Source organism: Streptomyces chartreusis NRRL 3882 (assembly GCF_900236475.1).
Lineage (GTDB): Bacteria > Actinomycetota > Actinomycetes > Streptomycetales > Streptomycetaceae > Streptomyces > Streptomyces chartreusis_D.
This window is the reverse complement of sequence record NZ_LT963352.1, coordinates 422,552-443,396: the sequence shown is the minus strand read 5'-3', so window position 1 is coordinate 443,396 and position 20,845 is coordinate 422,552. Positions and strand designations below refer to the sequence as shown.

General features: G+C 70.4%; 18 protein-coding genes. 8 read left to right on the top strand and 10 right to left on the bottom strand.

Annotation, left to right across the window (positions count from 1 at the left end):
• From SCNRRL3882_RS02025 to SCNRRL3882_RS02010, 4 genes are all read right to left on the bottom strand, one after another.
• Positions 1 to 1,371 (bottom strand): maltokinase N-terminal cap-like domain-containing protein, encoded by a 1,371-nt coding sequence (locus SCNRRL3882_RS02025; RefSeq protein ID WP_010033283.1) that lies wholly within the window; start codon positions 1,369 to 1,371, stop codon positions 1 to 3.
• Positions 1,372 to 1,399: 28 nt separating this feature from the next.
• Positions 1,400 to 3,118, bottom strand: a complete 1,719-nt coding sequence (gene treS, locus SCNRRL3882_RS02020; protein WP_102514720.1) for a maltose alpha-D-glucosyltransferase — start codon at positions 3,116 to 3,118, stop codon at positions 1,400 to 1,402.
• Positions 3,115 to 5,112 carry an alpha-1,4-glucan--maltose-1-phosphate maltosyltransferase gene (locus SCNRRL3882_RS02015; protein WP_102514719.1) on the bottom strand — a complete coding sequence of 666 codons (1,998 nt, stop codon included), beginning with the start codon at positions 5,110 to 5,112 and terminating at the stop codon, positions 3,115 to 3,117. Before SCNRRL3882_RS02015 ends, treS begins: the two co-directional genes overlap by 4 nt.
• A 73-nt stretch (positions 5,113 to 5,185) precedes the next feature.
• Positions 5,186 to 5,509: a DUF5133 domain-containing protein gene (locus tag SCNRRL3882_RS02010; protein WP_010033302.1), complete on the bottom strand. Its 324-nt coding sequence runs from the start codon at positions 5,507 to 5,509 to the stop codon at positions 5,186 to 5,188.
• 362 nt (positions 5,510 to 5,871) lie between these two features.
• Here SCNRRL3882_RS02010 and SCNRRL3882_RS02005 point away from each other — a divergent pair, with 362 nt between their 5' ends.
• Complete coding sequence (locus SCNRRL3882_RS02005) at positions 5,872 to 6,384, top strand: hypothetical protein (protein ID WP_010033303.1); 513 nt, start codon at positions 5,872 to 5,874, stop codon at positions 6,382 to 6,384.
• Positions 6,381 to 8,528, top strand: coding sequence for a glycogen debranching protein GlgX (glgX, locus tag SCNRRL3882_RS02000; RefSeq protein ID WP_010033304.1), 2,148 nt, complete (start codon positions 6,381 to 6,383; stop codon positions 8,526 to 8,528). The genes SCNRRL3882_RS02005 and glgX overlap by 4 nt, the downstream gene beginning before the upstream one ends.
• 43 nt (positions 8,529 to 8,571) lie before the next feature.
• Here glgX and SCNRRL3882_RS01995 read toward each other — a convergent pair whose 3' ends face one another.
• Positions 8,572 to 9,375: a VOC family protein gene (locus SCNRRL3882_RS01995; protein WP_010033306.1), complete on the bottom strand. Its 804-nt coding sequence runs from the start codon at positions 9,373 to 9,375 to the stop codon at positions 8,572 to 8,574.
• Between the two features lie 252 nt (positions 9,376 to 9,627).
• Between SCNRRL3882_RS01995 and SCNRRL3882_RS01990 the strand changes: the two genes are divergently transcribed.
• A complete protein-coding gene (locus SCNRRL3882_RS01990) occupies positions 9,628 to 9,948 on the top strand; it encodes an ANTAR domain-containing protein (protein WP_010033311.1) in 321 nt (106 codons plus the stop codon).
• A 33-nt stretch (positions 9,949 to 9,981) separates the two neighbouring features.
• Here SCNRRL3882_RS01990 and SCNRRL3882_RS01985 read toward each other — a convergent pair whose 3' ends face one another.
• On the bottom strand, positions 9,982 to 10,773 hold the full coding sequence (locus SCNRRL3882_RS01985) for an RNA polymerase sigma factor SigF (protein WP_010033313.1): 792 nt from the start codon (positions 10,771 to 10,773) through the stop codon (positions 9,982 to 9,984).
• 277 nt (positions 10,774 to 11,050) lie between these two features.
• On the opposite strand from SCNRRL3882_RS01985, the gene SCNRRL3882_RS01980 reads away from it, so the two are divergent.
• The 4 genes from SCNRRL3882_RS01980 to SCNRRL3882_RS01965 all read left to right on the top strand — a co-directional run bounded on the left by SCNRRL3882_RS01980 (position 11,051) and on the right by SCNRRL3882_RS01965 (position 13,893).
• Positions 11,051 to 11,506 carry a MarR family winged helix-turn-helix transcriptional regulator gene (locus SCNRRL3882_RS01980; protein WP_010033316.1) on the top strand — a complete coding sequence of 152 codons (456 nt, stop codon included), beginning with the start codon at positions 11,051 to 11,053 and terminating at the stop codon, positions 11,504 to 11,506.
• Positions 11,503 to 12,360, top strand: a complete 858-nt coding sequence (locus tag SCNRRL3882_RS01975) for an ATP-binding cassette domain-containing protein (RefSeq protein ID WP_010033318.1) — start codon at positions 11,503 to 11,505, stop codon at positions 12,358 to 12,360. The genes SCNRRL3882_RS01980 and SCNRRL3882_RS01975 overlap by 4 nt, the downstream gene beginning before the upstream one ends.
• Positions 12,320 to 13,180 (top strand): ABC transporter permease, encoded by an 861-nt coding sequence (locus SCNRRL3882_RS01970; RefSeq protein WP_010033320.1) that lies wholly within the window; start codon positions 12,320 to 12,322, stop codon positions 13,178 to 13,180. The genes SCNRRL3882_RS01975 and SCNRRL3882_RS01970 overlap by 41 nt, the downstream gene beginning before the upstream one ends.
• 191 nt (positions 13,181 to 13,371) lie before the next feature.
• Complete coding sequence (locus tag SCNRRL3882_RS01965) at positions 13,372 to 13,893, top strand: hypothetical protein (protein ID WP_010033323.1); 522 nt, start codon at positions 13,372 to 13,374, stop codon at positions 13,891 to 13,893.
• A 24-nt stretch (positions 13,894 to 13,917) separates the two neighbouring features.
• Here SCNRRL3882_RS01965 and hemC read toward each other — a convergent pair whose 3' ends face one another.
• Together hemC and SCNRRL3882_RS01955 are read right to left on the bottom strand one after the other, a co-directional pair.
• Positions 13,918 to 14,853 (bottom strand): hydroxymethylbilane synthase, encoded by a 936-nt coding sequence (gene hemC, locus SCNRRL3882_RS01960; RefSeq protein WP_010033326.1) that lies wholly within the window; start codon positions 14,851 to 14,853, stop codon positions 13,918 to 13,920.
• 219 nt (positions 14,854 to 15,072) lie between these two features.
• Positions 15,073 to 15,795 carry a dienelactone hydrolase family protein gene (locus SCNRRL3882_RS01955; RefSeq protein ID WP_010033328.1) on the bottom strand — a complete coding sequence of 241 codons (723 nt, stop codon included), beginning with the start codon at positions 15,793 to 15,795 and terminating at the stop codon, positions 15,073 to 15,075.
• A 261-nt stretch (positions 15,796 to 16,056) separates the two neighbouring features.
• Between SCNRRL3882_RS01955 and SCNRRL3882_RS01950 the strand changes: the two genes are divergently transcribed.
• Entirely contained in the window at positions 16,057 to 16,677 is a 621-nt protein-coding gene (locus tag SCNRRL3882_RS01950; protein ID WP_010033330.1) for an NUDIX hydrolase, read from the top strand.
• Positions 16,678 to 16,691: 14 nt separating this feature from the next.
• Here SCNRRL3882_RS01950 and SCNRRL3882_RS01945 read toward each other — a convergent pair whose 3' ends face one another.
• Together SCNRRL3882_RS01945 and icmF are read right to left on the bottom strand one after the other, a co-directional pair.
• Entirely contained in the window at positions 16,692 to 17,552 is an 861-nt protein-coding gene (locus tag SCNRRL3882_RS01945; protein WP_029180723.1) for a 3-hydroxybutyryl-CoA dehydrogenase, read from the bottom strand.
• A gap of 50 nt (positions 17,553 to 17,602) precedes the next feature.
• Positions 17,603 to 20,830: a fused isobutyryl-CoA mutase/GTPase IcmF gene (gene icmF / locus SCNRRL3882_RS01940; protein WP_010033334.1), complete on the bottom strand. Its 3,228-nt coding sequence runs from the start codon at positions 20,828 to 20,830 to the stop codon at positions 17,603 to 17,605.
• Positions 20,831 to 20,845 lie beyond the last annotated feature (15 nt).

Below are 20,845 nucleotides of genomic sequence, written 5' to 3'. Positions count from 1 at the left end.
TCAGTCTCCTCTCACAGCGAGGCGCTCGATCGCCGCCATCGGTACAGGCAGCCAGTCGGGGCGGTGCCGTGCCTCGTACAGCACCTCGTACACGGCCCGGTCCGTCTCGTAGGCCCGGAGCAGCCCGTGCTTCTTGCGCGGGTCCCAGCCGGCGCGGGCGGCATAGCCCCCGCAGTAGGCCTCGCGGCAGCGTCGCGCCCACTCCGGGCGCCAGGGGCGGCGCTGCCGGGCGGCGTAGTCGAAGGAGCGCAGCATCCCGGCGATGTCCCGCACGGGGGAGTGGGCGCTGCGCCGTTCGGAGAGCGGCCGGGACGGCTCGCCCTCGAAGTCGATGACGAACCACTCGCGTCCGGCCCGCAGCACCTGACCCAGGTGCAGGTCGCCGTGGATGCGCTGGGCGGGCGGCCCGGCGTCGCAGGTGGTGAGGGCGGCGAACGCGGTCTGCAGGCCCGGCACGTACGGCTGGAGCGCGGGCACGCAGTGCGCGGCGGCGGCCAGCCGCTCGGTCATCGCGGTCGCCGTGCGCCCGTTCTCCCCGGGCTCGCCGACCGGGAAGGCCGAGGCGAGCGCGAGGTGCACCTCCGCCGTGGCCGCGCCCAGCGCCCGCGCCTGGACCGTGAAGTCGTCGCCGGCGGCCAGGGCGTGCAGCGCCAGCGTCCAGCCGTCGGAGGCGTCCCGCAGATACGGCTGGAGCACGCCGAGGGTGGCCTTGAACGGATGCTTCGTCTGGAACCAGGCCACGGGCGCGGGCACCCGGTGGCAGCCCTGCCTGGCCAACGCTCCCGGCACCTCCAGGTCCGGGTTCACGCCCGGCTGGATGCGCCGGAAGACCTTCAGGATGTACTCGTCGCCGTACACCAGCGAGGAGTTGGACTGCTCCGCGTCCAGCAGCCGCGGCACGAGTCCGCCGGGCACCGGCTGGTCCGGCTCGCAGTCGAACCGCAGGGGACCGGCGGTGCCGGGGTGCCGCAACCGGTCCAGGAGCAGCTGAGCCGAACGGGGGTCGTGCAGCGCGTCGTAGACCGTCAGACCGGCCAGCGGCCCGTCCTGGACCCGCCCGATGAGCGCCCGTCCGAGACGCGGCGACGGGTGCTCCCGTACGCCGAGCAGGAGCTGGTAGCAGTCGCCGGCCGGGAGAGCGCCGCCCGGGGAGGGCACACCCGTGTGACCGGCGTGACCGGCGTGGACCAGCACGTGCAGACAGCCCGGGAACAACTCGGTCATCGACAGCAGGCCGAGCTCCGTCACGGGCCGGTCCTTGCCCGCGAACCAGCGCTGCCGGGGCAGCCAGTCGCGCAGCAGCCCGCCGAGCGACTCCATGGGCTCGGCCAGGCGCGTGAGACTCGGGCGGAGGGATGCGGTCTTCGGCATGGTCACGCCTCCTTTCGTCGGCGCGTGCTCACAGTCGCCGGCCGATGCGGGATGCGACTCGAGTGAGCCGGAACCAGTAGAAGCCGTGGCCCCCGAGGGTCAGCAGGTACGGCAGTTCGCCGATCGCGGGGAAGCGGACCCCGCCGAACAGCTCCACCGGATGGCGCCCGGCGAACTCGCGCAGATCGAGTTCGGTGGGCTGCGCGAACCGCGCGAAGTTGTTCACGCACAGCACCAGGTCGTCCTCGTACTCCCGCAGGAACGCCAGCACCGCCGGGTTGGAGGACGACAGTTCGGTGTACGAGCCGAGGCCGAAGGCCGGGTTCTGCTTGCGGATCTCGATCATGCGGCGGGTCCAGTGCAGCAGCGACGACGGTGACGACATCGACGCCTCGACGTTGGTGACCTGGTGGCCGTAGACCGGGTCCATGATCGCCGGCAGGTAGAGGCGGCCCGGGTCGCAGGTGGAGAACCCGGCGTTGCGGTCCGGGGTCCACTGCATCGGCGTGCGCACGGCGTCCCGGTCGCCGAGCCAGATGTTGTCGCCCATGCCGATCTCGTCGCCGTAGTAGAGGATCGGCGAGCCGGGCAGGGCCAGCAGCAGAGCGGTGAACAGCTCGATGGTGTGCCGGTCGTTGTCCAGCAGGGGAGCGAGGCGCCTGCGGATGCCGATGTTGGCGCGCATGCGGGGGTCCTTGGCGTACTCGGCCCACATGTAGTCGCGCTCTTCGTCGGTGACCATCTCGAGCGTGAGCTCGTCGTGGTTGCGCAGGAACATGCCCCACTGGCAGCCCGAGGGGATGGCCGGGGTCTTGGCCAGGATCTCGGAGACCGGGTAGCGGGACTCCCGCCGCACCGCCATGAAGATGCGCGGCATGACCGGGAAGTGGAACGCCATGTGGCACTCGTCGCCGCCCGTCGCGTAGTCGCCGAAGTAGTCGACGACGTCCTCGGGCCACTGGTTGGCCTCGGCGAGCAGCACGGTGTCCGGGTACTGCGCGTCGATCTCGCGGCGGACGCGCTTGAGGAACGCGTGAGTGGCGGGCAGGTTCTCGCAGTTGGTGTCCTCGGCCGCGTACAGATACGGCACGGCGTCCAGCCGGAAGCCGTCGATGCCCAGGTCCAGCCAGAACTTCAGCGCGGCCAGGATCTCCTCCTGGACGCGCGGGTTCTCGTAGTTGAGGTCCGGCTGGTGCGAGAAGAAGCGATGGAAGAAGTACTGGCCACGCACCGGGTCGAAGGTCCAGTTCGACGTCTCGGTGTCGACGAAGATGATCCGGGCGTCCGGATAGCCCTTGTCGTCGTCGGCCCACACGTAGTAGTCGCCGTAGGGGCCGTCGGGGTCCTTTCTCGACTCCTGGAACCACGGGTGCTGGTCGCTGGTGTGGTTCATGACGAAGTCGATGATCACGCGCATGCCGCGCTGGTGGGCGGCGTCGACGAACTCCACGAAGTCGGCCAGGTCACCGAACTCCGGCAGGACGGCGGTGTAGTCGGAGACGTCGTAGCCGCCGTCGCGCAGGGGCGATTTGAAGAACGGCGGCAGCCAGAGGCAGTCGACGCCGAGCCACTGGAGGTAGTCGAGCTTGGCGGTCAGGCCCTTCAGGTCACCGACGCCGTCACCGTTGCTGTCCTGGAACGAGCGGACGAGCACCTCGTAGAAGACGGCGCGCTTGAACCACTCCGGGTCCCGGTCCCTGGCGGGGGTGTCCTCGAAGGTGTCCGGTACGGGCTCGTTCACGGTCATGGCGTTCCTGCCCCTCCGTTCCCTTGCGCGGCGGGCGGCGACTGGACGTGGAAGACGTGTGCGGGAGCCCGCCCCGGCTCCAGGCGCACGTAGTTGTTCCTGCTCCAGTGGTAGGTCTCGCCGGTGAGCTCGTCGCGCACCGGCACCGACTCGTGCCAGTCCAGGCCGAGTTGCGGCATGTCCAACGAGACCGTGCCCTCCTGGGCGTGGTGGGGGTCGAGGTTGGCGACCACCAGGACGACGTCGGACCCGGTGCGCTTGCTGTACGCGATGAGCGCGTCGTTGTCGGTGTGGTGGAAGCGGAGGTTCCTGAGCCGGTGCAGCGCGGGGTGTTCCCGCCGGATGGTGTTGAGTTTGGTGATCAGCGGGGTGATGGTGCGGCCCTCGCGTTCGGCGGCGTCCCAGTCGCGGTGCCTGAGCTGGTACTTCTCCGAGTCGAGGTACTCCTCGCTGCCCTGGCTGAGCGGGGTGTTCTCGCACAGTTCGTAGCCGGAGTAGATGCCCCAGGTGGGGGAGAGGGTGGCCGCGAGGACGGCGCGGACCTCGAAGGCGGGGCGGCCGCCGTGCTGGAGGTAGGCGTGCAGGATGTCGGGGGTGTTGACGAAGAAGTTCGGCCGCATGTACGAGGCGGCCTCGCCGGACAGTTCCGTGAGGTACTCGGTCAGCTCCTGCTTGGAGTTGCGCCAGGTGAAGTAGGTGTAGGACTGCTGGAAGCCAATCTGGGCCAGGGTGTGCATCATCGCGGGGCGGGTGAAGGCCTCGGCCAGGAAGATCACGTCGGGGTCGGTGCGGTTGATGTCCGCGATGACCCGCTCCCAGAAGACGACCGGCTTGGTGTGGGGATTGTCCACCCGGAAGATCCGTACCCCGGCGTCCATCCAGTGCCGCAGCACCCGGCAGGTCTCGGCGATCAGGCCGTCCATGTCGGCGTCGAAGGCGATGGGGTAGATGTCCTGGTACTTCTTGGGCGGGTTCTCCGCGTAGGCGATGGTGCCGTCGGGGCGGTGGTGGAACCACTCGGGGTGTTTGTGGACCCAGGGGTGGTCCGGGGAGCACTGCAGGGCGAAGTCCAGGGCGATCTCCAGGCCCAGGTCGCGGGCCTGGCCGACGAACCGGGTGAAGTCCTCCAGGGTGCCCAGCTGGGGGTGGACGGCGTCGTGGCCGCCTTCGGGGGAGCCGATGGCCCAGGGCACGCCGACGTCGTCGGGGCCGGGGGAGAGGGTGTTGTTCCTGCCTTTGCGGAAGGTGGTGCCGATGGGGTGGATCGGGGGCAGGTAGACCACGTCGAAGCCCATCGCGGCGATCGCCGGCAGGCGGCGGGCGGCGGTGCGGAAGGTGCCGTGGGGTTGCTGCCGGGTGCCCTCGGAGCGGGGGAAGAACTCGTACCAGGAGCCGTACAGGGCCCGTTCCCGCTCGACGAGCAGGGGCAGCGGCTCGGAGGTGGTGACCAGGTCCCGCAGCGGATGGCGAGCCAGCACCTCGTCCACCTCCGGCGTCAGCGCCGCCGCCAGCCGCGCCACCGGGGTCAGCGCGTCGTCGCGCAGCGCCTCCGCGGCGTCGAGCAGCACACCGCGGCCGGCTTCCTTGGGAACGCCGGCCGCCGCTCGCTCGTAGAGTTCGGCGCCTTCTTCGAGGACCAGACCCGGGTCGATCCCGGCCGGTACCTTTATGCCCGCCGTGTGGCGCCAGGTGGCCACCGGGTCGCTCCAGGCCTCCACCCGGAACGTCCAGCGGCCGACGGCGTCCGCGGTGACCTCGGCTCCCCAGCGGTCGCTGCCCGGGGCCAGCTCCCGCATCGGTGTCCACGGGCCGGGGCGGCCCTCCGGATCCTTCAGGACGACGTTGGCGGCGACCGCGTCGTGCCCCTCCCGGAACACGGTGGCGGTGACCTCGAACGTCTCTCCCACGACCGCCTTGGCCGGCCGGTTGCCGCTCTCCACGGCCGGGCGGACGTCCCGTACCGGGATACGGCCGATGGCCCGGGTCCTACTCATGGTCCTCACCTCCACCGTGCTCGAAAGCCGGGCCCACGGGCCCGGTTCAGGGACAGGACGTGCGGGAAGGCGGCTACCGTCCCGCGGGGGAGCGCCGTTCCGCCGCCGGCGGTCTTCGCCGGACCGCGGTGGCCGGACGGGGGCGTTCGTTCTGTTCCTGCAGACAGGTGACCTGCTGTTCCTGCAAATAGGCGACCTGGTTCGTGCGCAGATACCGCTCGGCCGCGTCCGCAGCCTCCCGCGCGCAGCGCTTTCCCATCAGGACGCAGAGCGTGTAGCCGGAGTCCTCGAACGTCGTCCGCACCGTGCGGTCGTTCGGTGCCGCGAGCATCACGCGTTCCCAGGCCCGGTAACGGCGCAACTGCCGGGCGACTTCGGCTTTGGCGGGTAGCAGCATGGCGCCGATCACCTTTCGGGCTTCGAGGGACACGGTCTCCCGACGGTCGGACGGCGGCCGTGCACAGCGGCACGGACCCGTAACGGCGATCGAGTTCTTCACACATGGTGCACGGGCGGCGACGCAGCGTCTTGTTGGATCTTCAACCAACAATGGCTCGGCCGAGTCGCCCAGGCCTGTCAAGACTTGCTCACTTGGGCGGTCAGGGGCATCAACTGTGCGCTCGTGTTGCACGAACGGGCTAGCACCCTCAGTCTGAGGGTGACTCAGAAGCGATACGCGCTCACGTTCCGTGTTCGGGGCTCGTCCCGCAGGACCGCGGGAGCGAGGAGGAGCTGAGCTTCGCGGTGAGGAGCCGACCGATGAAGACCGCAGTGCCCTGCTACTACCACCTCGACGTGGAAGTCAGCCCGGAACGGGTGGGACAGGTCAGCCGCATTCTGGCCGCTCACCTGAGGTTCTGGGACCTGGACAACCTGATCCAGCCCGTCTGCGGCGGTGCCGAGATGCTGCTCAAGGCCATCGACGAGCACGCCACGGACAAGAACACGTCGATCGAGATGTGGTGGAACGGCCAGCACCTGATCACCGCCATCGGGGACAACGACCGCGCTCTGCGCCCGGACCAGGAGCTGCGTGGCTGCCTGGAACACCTCGCGGCGATGAGCGACGGCTGGGGCTGCTGCGCCACCGAGACCGGCAGCAAGGTCATCTGGTTCTCGCAGCGCGCCCGGGCCGGCGAACGTGTCCCGCTGGTGCCGACCGCGCCCGCCCCGCAGCTTAGCGAGGGCCTCGACGTGCCCCGCGAGGTGCGCGTCGCGCAGCTGGCCGGCCCGGCCAGTACACCGGAAGAGGTCCTGGAGGACGCCCGGTGACCCGGCGGCAGACCCGGAAAGGGGTGTCCGCCTGGAGCGGACGCCCCTACCCGCTGGGCGCGGAGTACGACGGGGAGGGCACCAACTTCGCGCTCTTCAGCGAGGTGGCCGAACGCGTGGAGCTGGTCCTGGTGGACGACGACGGCACCCACACCCAGGTACCGCTGACCGAGGTCGACGGCTTCGTCTGGCACGGCTACCTCCCCGGCGTCGGCCCCGGCCGGCGCTACGGCTACCGGGTGCACGGGCCGTGGGCCCCGGCCGCCGGCCACCGCTGCAACCCGGCCAAGCTGCTCCTCGACCCCTACGCACGCGCGGTCGACGGGCAGGTCGACAACCACCCCTCGCTCTACGAACGCAACCCGGACGGCCCCGACCCGGCCGACAGCGCCGGGCACACCATGCTCGGCGTGGTGACCGACCCGGCCTTCGACTGGGGCGACGACACCCGGCCCTGCCGGCCCTACGCCGACACGGTGATCTACGAGGCGCACGTCAAGGGCCTGACCCGCACCCACCCCGAGGTGCCCGCCGAGCTCCGCGGCACCTACGCCGGGCTCGCCCACCCCGCGGCCGTCGAGCACCTCACCTCGCTCGGCGTCACGGCGGTGGAACTGATGCCGGTGCACCAGTTCGTCCACGACGGCGTGCTGCACGACCGCGGCCTGGCCAACTACTGGGGCTACAACACGATCGGCTTCTTCGCGCCGCACAACGGCTACGCCGCCCACGGCACCCGCGGCCAGCAGGTCGCCGAGTTCAAGTCGATGGTGAAGACCCTGCACGCGGCCGGGCTCGAGGTGATCCTCGACGTGGTCTACAACCACACCGCCGAGGGCAATGAGAACGGCCCCACCCTGTCCTTCCGGGGCATCGACAACTCCTCGTACTACCGTCTGGTCGACGGCGACTGGGAGCACTACTACGACACCACCGGCACCGGCAACAGCCTCCTGATGCGTCACCCCTACGTGCTCCAGCTGATCATGGACTCGTTGCGGTACTGGGTCACCGAGATGCACGTCGACGGCTTCCGCTTCGACCTCGCGGCCACCCTGGCCCGGCAGTTCCACGAGGTGGACCGGCTGTCGGCGTTCTTCGACCTGATCCAGCAGGACCCGGTGATCAGTCGTGTCAAGCTGATCGCGGAGCCGTGGGACGTCGGCGAGGGCGGCTACCAGGTGGGCAACTTCCCGCCGCTGTGGTCGGAGTGGAACGGCATGTACCGCGACGCGGTGCGGGACTTCTGGCGCGGTGAGGACCACACGCTCGGCGAGTTCGCCTCCCGGCTGACCGGCTCCTCCGACCTGTACCAGCACAGCCGGCGCCGACCGCGCGCAAGCGTCAACTTCGTCACCGCGCACGACGGGTTCACCCTGCGCGACCTCGTCTCCTACAACGACAAGCACAACGAGGCCAACGGCGAGGACAACCAGGACGGCGAGAGCACCAACCGGTCCTGGAACTGCGGCGCCGAGGGCGCCACCCGGGACCCGGCCGTCCTCGAGCTGCGCGCCCGCCAGCAGCGCAACTTCCTCGCCACGCTGCTGCTCTCCCAGGGCATCCCGATGCTCTGCCACGGCGACGAGCTCGGGCGCACCCAGCGCGGCAACAACAACGCCTACTGCCAGGACAACGAGATCTCCTGGATCGACTGGCGGCTCACCGAGGAGCAGCGCGACCTGCTGGAGTTCACCCGGTACGTCATCCGGCTGCGCACCGGGCACCCCGTGCTGCGCCGGCGCCGCTTCTTCCTCGGCGAGACCATGACCCGCGAGGACCAGCCGCTGCCCGACCTGGTGTGGCTGGCGCCGGACGCCCAGGAGATGACCGACGACGACTGGCAGCGCGGCGACGCGCACTCCGTCGGGGTCTTCCTCAACGGCGACGCCATCGCCGAACCCGACCCGTGCGGCCGCCCCGTCGTCGACGACTCGTTCCTCCTGCTGTTCAACAGTCACTGGGAGCCGGTCGACTTCCGCCTCCCGGACGCCGCCTACGGCGAGCGCTGGACGGCCCTGATCGACACCGCCGCCCCGGAGGGCGCGCCCGACGAGGCGGAGCACAAGGCGGGCACGGCCCTGACGGTCGACGCACGCAGCCTGGTGCTGCTGTCGCGGCCGTCCCGCACCAAGGCCAGGTGAGTGACGAGGATCGGGGGAGCAGCGGATCGGGGGAGTCGCGACGTCAGCGGCCCCGGCGCGCCGTCACCGTGAACTGCGCGCCGTCGTGGTCGCGCAGCACGGCCTCGTCGCTGCCCTTGGACAGCACGCTGCCACCGTGCAGTTCCGCGGCCCGGGTGCAGGCCTCGACGTCGTCGACGCTGAAGTGGACCTGCCAGTGCGGCCGGATCGTCGGGTCGGGAGCCGCCTCCAGCGCTCCCGACTCGATCCGCGCCACCACGTCTCCGCGGCTGCGCAGCACGACCTCCCCGCCCTCGTAGTGGACCTCGCAGCAGCCGGGACTCTCCGACGCCCAGTCGAGGACCTCGCCGTAGAAGATGGCGGCGTCGAAGGCGTCACGCGTGTGCAGCGTGATGAAGGCCGGCTGGGCGTTGCGCCAGGTCTCCCAGTCGGTGAACAGGTCGCCCTCCCAGATCCCGAAGGTCGCCCCGTCCCGGTCGGCCAGCAGCGCCGCCCGCCCCGGCGGCAGCGAGATCGGCCCGACCGCGACCGTGCCCATGCGTTCCTGCACCCGCGCCACCGCGTCGTCCGCGCTCCGCACGGCGAAGTACGGCGTCCACGCGACCGCCATCTGCCACATGGTGGCCACCCCCGCGATACCGGCCACCGGCGAGCCGTCCGCCAGGGCGATCCGGAACCGGTCGCCGAGTTTGGCCGGCCGCCATTGCCAGCCCAGCACGGCCCCGTAGAACTCCTCGGTCGCCTTGACGTCCCTGCTGGTCAGACTCACCCAGCACGGTGCGCCGAACACGGAGTGTGAAGAGATGACGTCTTTCGTGCCGGAGGGGGTGGGGGTGTCGTGGTTCATGGCAGTCGCGTCCTGATCTCGTCGGCCTGGCAGCCACCGGAGGAATGACACCAGTGTCCAACCGGAACCCCCGTGGGCGCCTGCCGAGTACCCCGGCGACGGCGCCGAAACGGCGTGGTGAACCGGCCTGGACCGCCCCGGTGGCACCGGGCGGGCCGAGTGACGACGATGGAGGCGTCGGACACTGCGTCAAGGCACTCAAGCACCACACGAGGCCATGGGGACAGCGGCGCACCGGACCCGGAGGTGACCATGCCCACGGACGGGGGCTCGGAGCGGATCTTCGAGTTGCAGGAGGAAGTCCGGCAGCTGAAGGAGGCGGTCGTCTCCCACGCGGTCGTGGACCAGGCGATCGGGATGGTCGTCGTGCTCGGCCGGATCTCGCCCGACCAGGGCTGGGCCGTGCTGAAGGAGGTCTCCCAGCACACCAACATCAAGCTGCGCCACGTCGCGGAACTCATCCTCGTCTGGGGACGCACCGGTGTGATGCCCCGGGAGATACGGGCCGAGCTGGAGGACGCCCTCGACCGCGCCGGACCGACCCAGATCCCCGAAGCGCCGCCGGAGCAGTGATCCGCCCGGCGGCGCCGACGTGGGGCGAAGCGGTCACCTGGCCTCGGTGAGCAGCTCCTCGCGCAGATGGGCGAAGCAGCTGCTGAGCAGCCGGGAGACGTGCATCTGTGAGATGCCGAGCTGCTCCGCGATGCGGCTCTGCGTCATGCCCTTGAAGAACCTCAGGTAGAGGATGATCCGCTCGCGCTCCGGCAGCGCCTCCAGACAGGGCTTGACGGCCACGCGGTTGACGACCGTGTCGAAGGCCGGGTCCGGCCCGCCGATCGCGTCCCCGAGGGCGTAGCCGTCCGTGCCGGGCATCTCCGCCTCCAGCGACAGGGCGGAGAAGCACTCCAGGGCCTCCATGCCGGTGCGCACCTCGCCCTCGGTGAGGTGGGCGTACTCGGCGATCTCGGCCACCGTGGGGGAGCGGCCGGAGGTGGTCTGCGACAGCTCCTTGGAGGCGTGCCGCACCCGGTTGCGCAGGTCCTGGACCCGGCGGGGGACGTGCAGCGTCCACATGTGGTCGCGGAAGTGGCGCTTGATCTCGCCGGTGACCGTCGGCACGGCGTAGGCCTCGAAGGCGTTGCCGCGCACCGGGTCGTAGTGGTCGACGGCTTTGACGAGACCGAGGGCCGCCACCTGGTAGAGGTCCTCCAGGGCCTCGCCCCGGCCCCGGAAGCGGACGGCGATCCGCTCGGCCATGGGCAGCCAGGCCTCGACCAGCTCGTCGCGCAGGGCCTTGCGCTCGGGCCCCTCGGGCAGCCGCGCGAGACGTTCGAACGCCGCGGCGGTGTCGGGGGCGTCGTCGTGGGGGTGCGTTCTGGTGCTGCCGGCGATACGCATGGTGCGCACCTCCCTGAGCAGGTGCCGAAAGGACAGACACCGCGGGAAGCACGGCTCGGACCACACGGAGGGCACCGGGGGCCCGGGCGGCTCCCACGGACGTGCCTCCGGTCCGAAGCACTTCATCGCCCATTCCCGGGCGGGGAGACCACGAAACAATTCCGACAATACGCCCATTCGTGAGCATCGGCCGTTTCTGGCGGCGCTGCCGTTTCGAGTGCAGCTCTTGACCCGGCCTTGGACCGATTACCTCTGTTACAGAGCTAATGTTCCGGACATGGAGCCGGAGACCTTCCCCGAAGCGCTGGCCGACGCGCTCGTCGGTGTCCAGCGGCTGATCCGGCGCCGTCTGCGCCGCGGGATGCCCGAGCCCCGGCTGCGCGGCGCCGAGGTGGAGCTGCTGCGCCTGGTCGTGACGCGACCCGGCATCGGCATCTCCGACGCGGCCAGGGACCTCGGGCTGGCGGCCAACTCGGTGTCGACCCTGGTCAACCAGCTGGTACGGGCGGGCTATCTGGTACGCGAGACCGACCCGGCCGACCGGCGGGCCGCCCGGCTGCTGCCCACGCCCGCCGCCGGGACACGGCTGCGCGAGTGGCGCCGCCGCCGCGCCGACCTCGTAGGACGCCATGTGTCGCGGCTCGACGAGGCGGACCGCCAGGCGCTGCACGCGGCGATCCCGGCCCTGCGCAAGCTGGCCGACACCCTGCACGAGGAGGCCGAGGAGTCATGACGCGCGACACCGACCGACCACAGTCCGACGCCGTCGCGTGCACCGGGCTCGTGTACGCCTTCGGCGAGACCCGGGCCGTGGACGGACTCGATCTCATGGTCCGGCAGGGCGAGGTCTTCGGACTGCTCGGCCCCAACGGCGCCGGCAAGACCACGGCCATCCGCTGCCTCACCACCCTGCTGCCGGTGCCGGCCGGCACGGTCCGCGTCTTCGGTCACGACGCCGCCGGCGACCGCATGGCCGTACGCCGCCTGCTCGGATACGTACCGCAGCAGCTGTCCGCGGACGCCGGTCTCACCGGGCGGGAGAACGTCACCCTGTTCGCCCGGGTCTTCGACGTGCCCCGCCGGGAACGCGCCGAGCGCGTCGCCCAGGCCCTGGCCGCGGTCGACCTCGGCGACGCCGCCGACCGGCTCGCCGCCACCTACTCCGGCGGCATGGTCCGTCGGCTCGAACTCGCCCAGGCCCTGGTCAGCGCCCCGCGGCTGCTGATCCTCGACGAGCCCACGATCGGCCTCGACCCGATCGCGCGCACCGGCGTCTGGGACCACATCGAAGCGGTCCGCGCGGCCACCGGCATGACCGTGCTCCTGACCACCCACTACATGGACGAAGCCGACCAGTACTGCGACCGGGTCGCCCTGATGCACCGCGGCCGGATCCGGGCCCTCGGCACCCCGGCCGAGCTCAGGGAAGGACTCGGCGCCCGCCGCCGCGCCGCGGGCGCGGCCGCGGACACGCTGCCCACGCTGGAGGACGTCTTCCGCGACGTGGCAGGCAGCGGTCTCGACGACGAGGCAGGAGATTTCCGCGATGTCCGAAGCACCCGCCGCACCGCCCGCCGCGTCGGCTGACCCCGTCACCGAACGCGCCATAGGCCTGCTGCTCAAGCCCCCGCAGCCCCGCGCCGGCTGGCGGCTGCTGCCCGCCCGCGTGGGCGCGATGTGCGCGGTCGAACTCCAGAAGCTGCGTCACGACCGCACCGAGCTCTACACCCGGGCGGTCCAGCCGGCCCTCTGGCTGCTGATCTTCGGCCAGACCTTCACCCGCATCAGGGCCATCCCCACCGGCGGCATCCCCTACGTCGACTATCTGGCGCCCGGCATCATCGCCCAGTCCGCGATGTTCATCGCCATCTTCTACGGCATCCAGATCATCTGGGAGCGCGACGCCGGCATCCTCAACAAGCTCCTCGTCACGCCGACCCCGCGCTCCGCGCTGATCACCGGCAAGGCCTTCGCGGCGGGCGTCAAATCGCTCGTCCAGGCGGTCGTGGTCCTCCTCATCGCCGCCCTGCTCGGCGTGGCACTGACCTGGAACCCGCTCGAACTGCTCGCCGTCGCCGCGATCGTCGTCCTCGGCTCGGCCTTCTTCTCCTGCCTGTCGATGACCATCGCCGGCATCGTCCTCAGCCGCGACCGCCTCATGGGCTTCGGGCAGGCGATCACCATGCCGCTGTTCTTCGGCTCCAACGCCCTGTACCCGGTGTCCGTGATGCCGGGCTGGCTCCAGGCGGTCAGCAAGGCCAACCCGCTCAGCTACGAGGTCGACGCCCTGCGCGGGCTCCTCCTCGGCACGCCCCACCACCTGGCCTCCGACTTCGCGGTGCTGCTCGTGGCCGCCGCGCTCGGCGTCACTGCCGCCTCGGCCCTGCTGGGCCGTCTGGCCCGTTGATCTTCACTCGGGAAAGTGATGTGCGGCACGCCGGGGCAAGCGCTTTCTCCGCTGGTTCCCGGATAACCGCTGGGCACGGCTTGATCACCGATCAAAAGGGATGAACTGCCAGGCCACAGCGCATTCTGCTCATTTGACAGTGCGCTGAGACCACAGATAGGAAGCAGCTTCCAGAGGTCGAGAGGTGCAGCGTGTACGAGCCGAACGTGGTCGGGGACTGGCAGGAGTACGACGAGCATGCCGGTCTGCGCGTCCGCGTCCACCGTCTGGAACTGGCCGAGCCGCCGCGCGGCCGTGACGACGCCGCCGACGGACTGACGTACTTCAGCCTCCGCGTGACCGTCGAGAACCGCGGCAGCCGGCACCTCGGCATCCACCTCGAGGACGGTCAGATCGACGTGCGGATCGGCCCGGACGGGGAGAGTGCCTTCCTCGACTGGCGCAACTCGCAGTTCATCGAGGGCTTCGACGTCTATCCGCTGCGCCGGGCCACCGCCGTGCTGTACGCGGCCGGCGCCGAGACGTCCCTGAGTCTCGTGGACGTCCAGGTCCAGCTGCGCGTCGAGGAGGAGTGGGCCGACCGCCGGCTGTGGTCGGGCGGCATCGGCGCCCACGAGGGGCCCGCCGGGGCGCAACCGGGCGCGCTGCGCGACAGCCTGGCCCACCAGGTGAGCGTCTTCCTCCAGGATCAGGCGGGGGAAGGCACCGCCTGATCCGGCGTCAGGGCGTCCGGCCGGTCAGTGCGGGATGCCGTCGATGATCTCGCGGGCACCCTGGCGCAGCAGGGCCACGGCGACCGAGGTGCCGAGCGTGGCCGGGTCGAGCCGGCCCGCCCACTCGTGGGCGTTCAGACGGGTCTTGCCGTCCGGGGTGAACACGCAGGCCCGCAGGGACAGTTCACCACCGCGGTCCACCCGCGCGAACCCGGCGATCGGGCTGTTGCAGTGCCCCTGGAGCACGTGCAGGAACATGCGCTCGGCGGTGGTCTCCCGGTGCGTGTCCGGGTCGCCGAGGCCGCTGACCGCGTCGATCAGGTCGGCGTCGTCCTCACGGCACTGGAGCGCCAGCACGCCCGCGCCGATGGGCGGCATCATCGTCTCGGTGGAGAGGATCTCGCTGATCACGTCCTGCCGGCCGATGCGCTCCAGGCCGGAGACCGCGAGCAGCAGGGCGTCGGCCTCTCCGGCTTCCAGCTTCGCCAGGCGACGGTTGGCGTTGCCCCGGAACGGCACGCACTCCAGGTGCGGGTGCGTGGCCGCCAGTTGGGCGACCCGGCGCACCGAGGAGGTGCCGATCCGCGTCCCGGCCGGCAGTTCGTCGAGGGTGAGCCCGCCCGGGTGGATCAGGGCGTCCCGGACGTCGTCCCGCTTGAGGAACGCGGCGAACACCGTCCCCGCGGGGAGCGGCCGGTCGGCGGGCACGTCCTTCATGCAGTGCACGGCCAGATCGGCCTCACCGGCCAGCAGTGCCGCGTCGACCTCCTTGGTGAACGCGCCCTTGCCCTCGACCTCGGACAGGTCGCCCATCCACTTGTCGCCGGTGGTCTTCACCGGTACGACCTCGGTGCGCACTCCGGGATGGGCGGCGGCCAGCTCCGTCCGGACTCGTTCCACCTGGGCGAGCGCCATGGGGGAGTCGCGGGAGACGATGCGGATCAGTTCGGGGACGGACATGCGGACACGATAGACCCTTCCGGGGGTACGTTTGTGCCGTACCTCCTCCGACCGCCCTTCGCCGCACGTCAGTTCGCGACGAGCGGCTCGCTCGGTTCGCCGCGATCGGGCGGTTGTGCGGCTGCCGGCCACCGCCATCGAGGAGGGCCGGACCTGTCCTCGATGACGGCACCAGGGCCGACTCCGCCTACCGTCTGCTGCCCGCCGGACGGCCCGGCCTCACTTCAGGTGGCGGTCCAGGAACCGGCACCCGTCCTCCAGCTCGAACCACGGGGTGCCGGTGTGCCCTCCGAGATTGGCGTGCAGCGTCTTCTCCTTGCTGCCGAAGGCGTCGAACAGGTCCAGGGCCCGTTGCCGGGGGTTCCCTTCGTCGTCCCACTGCAGCAGGAACAGCAGCGGAATGGTGATCTCCCGGGCCTCCTCGCGCTGGGCGCGGGGCACGTACCCCCCGGCGAAGAAGCCTGCGGCCGTGATGCGCGGCTCGACCGCCGCCAGCCGAATGCCGAGGGCGGTCCACCCTCCGGAGTACCCGACCGGGCCGCCGATCCCGGGCAGTTCGAGGAGGGCGTCCAGAGTGGTCTGCCATTCCGGGACCGCGTTCTCGACCAGCGGGCCGATGAAGGACTCGAAGAGCTCGTCGACCGGCTCGCCGGCCCGCATCGCCCGGCGGAGGTCGGCACGGGCCTGCTCGTCGGCGGCGGAACGGGGACGGTCACCGCACCCGGCGGCGTCGATGGTGGCCACCGCGTAGCCGCGCGCCGCGGTGTACCGGGCCCGGGCCACCAGCCGGGGTTCCGCCTTGGGCAGGCCGTTGTTGTGGGCCATCAGGACCAGCGGGGCCGGTGCGGATCCGGGCGTCCACAGGGTGCCGGGGATCTCGCCGAGGGTGAATTCGCGCTCGAGGACGCCGTCGTCGAGGCGCTTCTCAGAAGTGAATCGCATGGTCGTGCCTTTCGGGAGGGCTCTTGAACGGCGCTCCCGGACGACCTATCGCCCGACCGTGACCCCGGAGGGGAGCACCCATGTCGATACTGCGTCCACGGGTACCACCTCCTCGTTCTCTCGCACGGCCTCCGGGAGGCTAGCAACGGTCGCCGTGGTCCGCCAACGTGTTTTGGCGTAGGCATTCGGAGATCATTCACGGGACAGCCCTTACGGCCCGCACGCATGCGGGTTGTCAGTGGCTCCTGCCAGGATGCACAGATGACCTCAGCCGACCACCTCACCACCCTTGACGATCAGCCGCGTGCCCGCCTTCTGGAGCTGGTCGGCGCCATCGAACCGTGGGACGACGTGGAGCACGCCCATCTGGAGACCGCCACCCAGTGGATCGCCGGCGGAGCCCCGGTCTACCGGATGCGCGAGCCGGATGTTCCGGCGATGCACTTGGTGAGCTACTTCGTCGTCCTCGACGAGACGCGCGGGCAGCTACTGCTCGTCGCGCACCGCAAGGCGGGTCTGTGGCTGCCGACCGGAGGACATGTCGAGCCGGGTGAGGACCCGTGGACCGCGGTGGTCCGCGAATGCCGTGAGGAGCTGGGCATCCAGGCCGTGGCATCGCCGATCACCGGCGAGCATCCCCTCTTCCTCACCGTCACCCAAACTCGGGGGCACCGCCCGCACACCGATGTCTCGCTCTGGTACCTCCTCAGCGCCGACGCCCACACCATCACCTCCTGTGACCAAGGCGAGTTCAACGCGATCCGGTGGCTGACCGACGAGCAGGTGCTCGAGGAGTCGGACGAGCTGCTTGACCCCCACATGCACCGCTTCACCCGCAAGCTGCAGCACTACCGGTCCCGGTCCAGTGGGCATCACGGATAGCCACGGAAGCCTGTTCAGCCGTCGTAGGTGTGGAAGCCGCGGCCGCTCTTGCGGCCGAGGTGTCCTGCGGCGACCATGCGGCGCAGGAGGGCGGGCGGTGCGTACAGCGGCTCCTTGAACTCCTCGTACATCGACTCGGCCACGGCCTGGGCGGTGTCGAGGCCGATGAGGTCGAGCAGCCGCAACGGCCCCATGGGGTGGGCGCATCCGAGTTCCATGCCCCGGTCGATGTCCTCCGGCTGCGCGGCGCCCGACTCCACCATCCGTACCGCGCTGAGCAGATAGGGCACGAGGAGGGCGTTGACGACGAAGCCGGAGCGGTCGGGCGCCTGGATGGCCTGTTTGCCCAACTGCTCGGCGAAGTCCCGGGTGCGCTGCACGGTGTCCGCGCTGGTGAGGAGGGCGGGAATGAGCTCGACCAGCTGCTGCACGGGCACGGGGTTGAAGAAGTGCATGCCGATGACCTGCGCGGGCCGCTCGGTGACGACGGCGAGATCGACGACGGGGATCGATGAGGTGTTGGTGGCCAGGACTGCCGCGGGGTCCTCGACCGCCTTGTCCAGGATGCGCAGGACATCGGTCTTGATGTCGCGGTTCTCGGCGACGGCCTCGATGACGAACTGGCGGTCGGCCATGTCGCTGAGGTCGTGGGTGAAGGACAGCCTGGCGAGGGCCTGGTCCCGCTGCTCCTCGCTGAGCTTGGCACGCCGTACGCCTCGGTCGAGTGAGGCGGTGAGCCGGCGGCGGCCTGCCTCGAGCGCGTCCGGCGTGGCCTCGGCGACCCGGACGTCGATGCCGCTGCGGGCGGCGACTTCGGCGATGCCGGAGCCCATGAGGCCGCAACCGACAACGCCCAGGCGGGTAACGGGATCCATCAAAGGTCCTATCTCGTGTGAGTCGCCGCGGGGTGGTTTCCGGGGCTGGGTCAGACGTTGCGGCGGTACTCGCCGCCCACCTCGAAGAAGGCCTCGGTGATCTGCTGGAGCGAGCAGACCCGGGTGGCGTCCATGAGGACGGCGAAGACGTTGCGGCCGCTCGTTGCCGCATCCCTGAGCGCGGCCAGGGCGACCTGGGCCTGGTCGCGGTGGCGAGTGTGGAAGTCCCGCAGGCGTTCCAGCTGGGACTGCTTCTCCTCCTCGGTGGCCCGGGCGAGTTCCAGCTCCGGCGGTCGGGTGTCGCCGCCGGGGCGGAGGAAGGTGTTGACGCCGATGATGGGCAGTGTGCCGTCGTGCTTGCGCTGTTCGTACAGCATCGACTCGTCCTGGATGCGGCCACGCTGGTAGCCGGTCTCCATCGCGCCCAGTACACCACCGCGCTCGCTGATCCGCTCGAACTCCTGGAGGACGGCCTCCTCCACGAGGTCCGTGAGTTCGTCGATGACGAACGATCCCTGGAGGGGGTTCTCGTTCATCGCCAGGCCCCACTCGCGGTTGATGACGAGCTGGATCGCCAGCGCCCGCCGCACCGACTCCTCGGACGGGGTGGTGACGGCCTCGTCGTAGGCGTTGGTGTGCAGCGAGTTGGCGTTGTCGTAGACGGCCGTGAGGGCCTGGAGGGTGGTGCGGATGTCGTTGAAGTCCATCTCCTGGGCGTGCAGGGAGCGTCCGGAGGTCTGGACGTGGTACTTCAGCTTCTGACTGCGTTCGCCCGCCCCGTACCTCTCCTTCATCGCGACGGCCCAGATGCGGCGGGCGACCCGGCCGAGGACGGAGTACTCGGGGTCCATGCCGTTGGAGAAGAAGAACGACAGGTTCGGGGCGAAGTCGTCTATATGCATGCCCCGGGCGAGGTAGGCCTCGACGTAGGTGAAGCCGTTGGCGAGGGTGAAGGCGAGCTGGCTGATGGGGTTCGCGCCGGCTTCGGCGATGTGGTAGCCGGAGATGGACACGGAGTAGAAGTTGCGGACCTTGTGGGCGATGAACCATTCCTGGATGTCGGCCATCATCCGCAGGGAGAACTCGGTGGAGAACAGGCAGGTGTTCTGGCCCTGGTCCTCCTTGAGGATGTCGGCCTGCACGGTGCCGCGCACGCTGGCGAGCGCGTGGGCCCGCAGCTCGGCCGTCTCGTCGGGCGACGGTTCACGGCCCTCCGCGGCTCGGAACCTTTCCGTCTGCTGGTCGATGACCGTGTTGAGGAAGAACGCCAGAACGGCCGGCGCGGGTCCGTTGATGGTCATGGAGACCGAGGTCGAGGGCGCGATCAGGTCGAAGCCGTCGTAGAGGGCCTTCATGTCCTCCAGGGTGGCCACCGACACTCCGGACGTGCCGACCTTGCCGTGGATGTCGGGGCGTTCGTCCGGGTCACGGCCGTAGAGCGTGACCGAGTCGAAGGCGGTGGACAGGCGGGTGGCCGGCTGGCCCTCGGAGAGCAGCTTGAAGCGCCGGTTGGTGCGGAACGGATCTCCCTCGCCGGCGAACATCCGTGCCGGATCCTCACCGTCGCGCTTGAAGGGGAACACCCCGGCGGTGAAAGGGAAGGAGCCGGGCAGGTTCTCCCCGCGCCAGAACCGCACCAGCTCCCCGTGGTCGGTGAAGCGGGGCAGGGCGACACGAGGGACCTTGTTGCCGGACAGGGACTCGCGGGTCAGCTTGGTGCGGATCTCCTGGTCCCGGACCTTCACCACCTGCTCGTCTCCCGAGTAAGCGGCGATGACGGCGGGCCAGTTCCCGATCTGCTCCGTGACCTGGTGGGGGATCTGCTTGCGGGCCTCATCGAGGAGCGACCGCACGCTCGCCGCGTCGGAGCCCTCCTCGACGAGCTCGTCCCTGACCGCTTCCAGGCGCTGCACCCGCCTGGCCGCCTCGGCCAGTCGCGCGGTCTCGGCGTGGTACGTGCGGATCGTGTCGGTGATCTCGGCGAGGTAGCGCACCCGGGCTGCGGGGACCACCTGCCGGATGCCGGAGGAGTGGCGTACCCCGACCGGCGCGAGCGCGCCCTCGGACAGCGGCAGTCCCTTCTCCGCCAGACCCGTCCTCAGGTGCTGGTAGAGCGCGGTGACACCGTCGTCGTTGAACGTGGCCGCCGACGTGCCGTACACCGGCATGTCCTCGGGCCTCATGCCGAACGCCTCGCGGTTGCGGACCAGTTGGCGGCCCACGTCGCGCAGCGCGTCCTGCGCGCCGCGCCGCTCGAACTTGTTGATCGCCACGACGTCGGCGAAGTCGAGCATGTCGATCTTCTCCAACTGCGACGCGGCGCCGAACTCCGGTGTCATCACGTACAGGGAGGTGTCGACGAACGGCACGATCGCCGCGTCCCCCTGGCCGATGCCCGGCGTCTCCACGATCACCAGGTCGAACCCGGCGGCCTTGACCACGTCGATCACGTCGGACAGGTGCTCGGGCAGCTCGCGACTGCCGCGGGTGGCCAGGCTGCGGAAGAAGACCCGGTTCCCGTCCAGGGAGTTCATCCGGATCCGGTCACCGAGCAGAGCCCCGCCGCCACGGCGGCGGGTCGGGTCGACCGCGATCACGGCGATCCGCAGCTTGTCCTGCTGGTCGGTGCGGAAGCGGCGCACCAGTTCATCGGTCAGTGACGACTTGCCGGAGCCGCCGGTGCCGGTGATGCCGAGCACCGGCATGACCCGTGACGCGGCGGCGGCACGCAGTTGCTCCAGGAGGTCCGGGGGCAGCTTGCCCCCTTCCGCGCCGGTGATGGCGCGGGCGATCGCGAACCGGTCGCCGGCCAGTACGGCGGCCGCGTCGGCCGGTTTGCCGTCCCAGAGGTCGAAGTCGCAGTCCTTCACGACCGAGTTGACCATCCCGGCCAGCCCCATCCGCTGCCCGTGCTCGGGGGAGAAGATGGTCACCCCGCTGTCGCGCAGCCGGGCGATCTCCTCGGGCACGATGACGCCGCCTCCTCCGCCCACCACACGGATGTGGCCGGCTCCCGCCGCGCGCAGCGCCTGGACCAGGTACTCGAAGTACTCGACGTGCCCGCCCTGGTACGACGAGACGGCGACACCGTGGGCGTCCTCCTCCAGCGCGGCGTCCACGACCTCCCGCACCGACCGGTTGTGTCCGAGGTGGACCACCTCGGCGCCCTGGGACTGGAGGATGCGCCGCATGATGTTGATCGACGCGTCATGCCCGTCGAACAGAGCCGAAGCCGTGACCAGGCGGACAGGATGCACGGGTCGGTGCAGATCACTCATGGGGGCCTTCCCGGA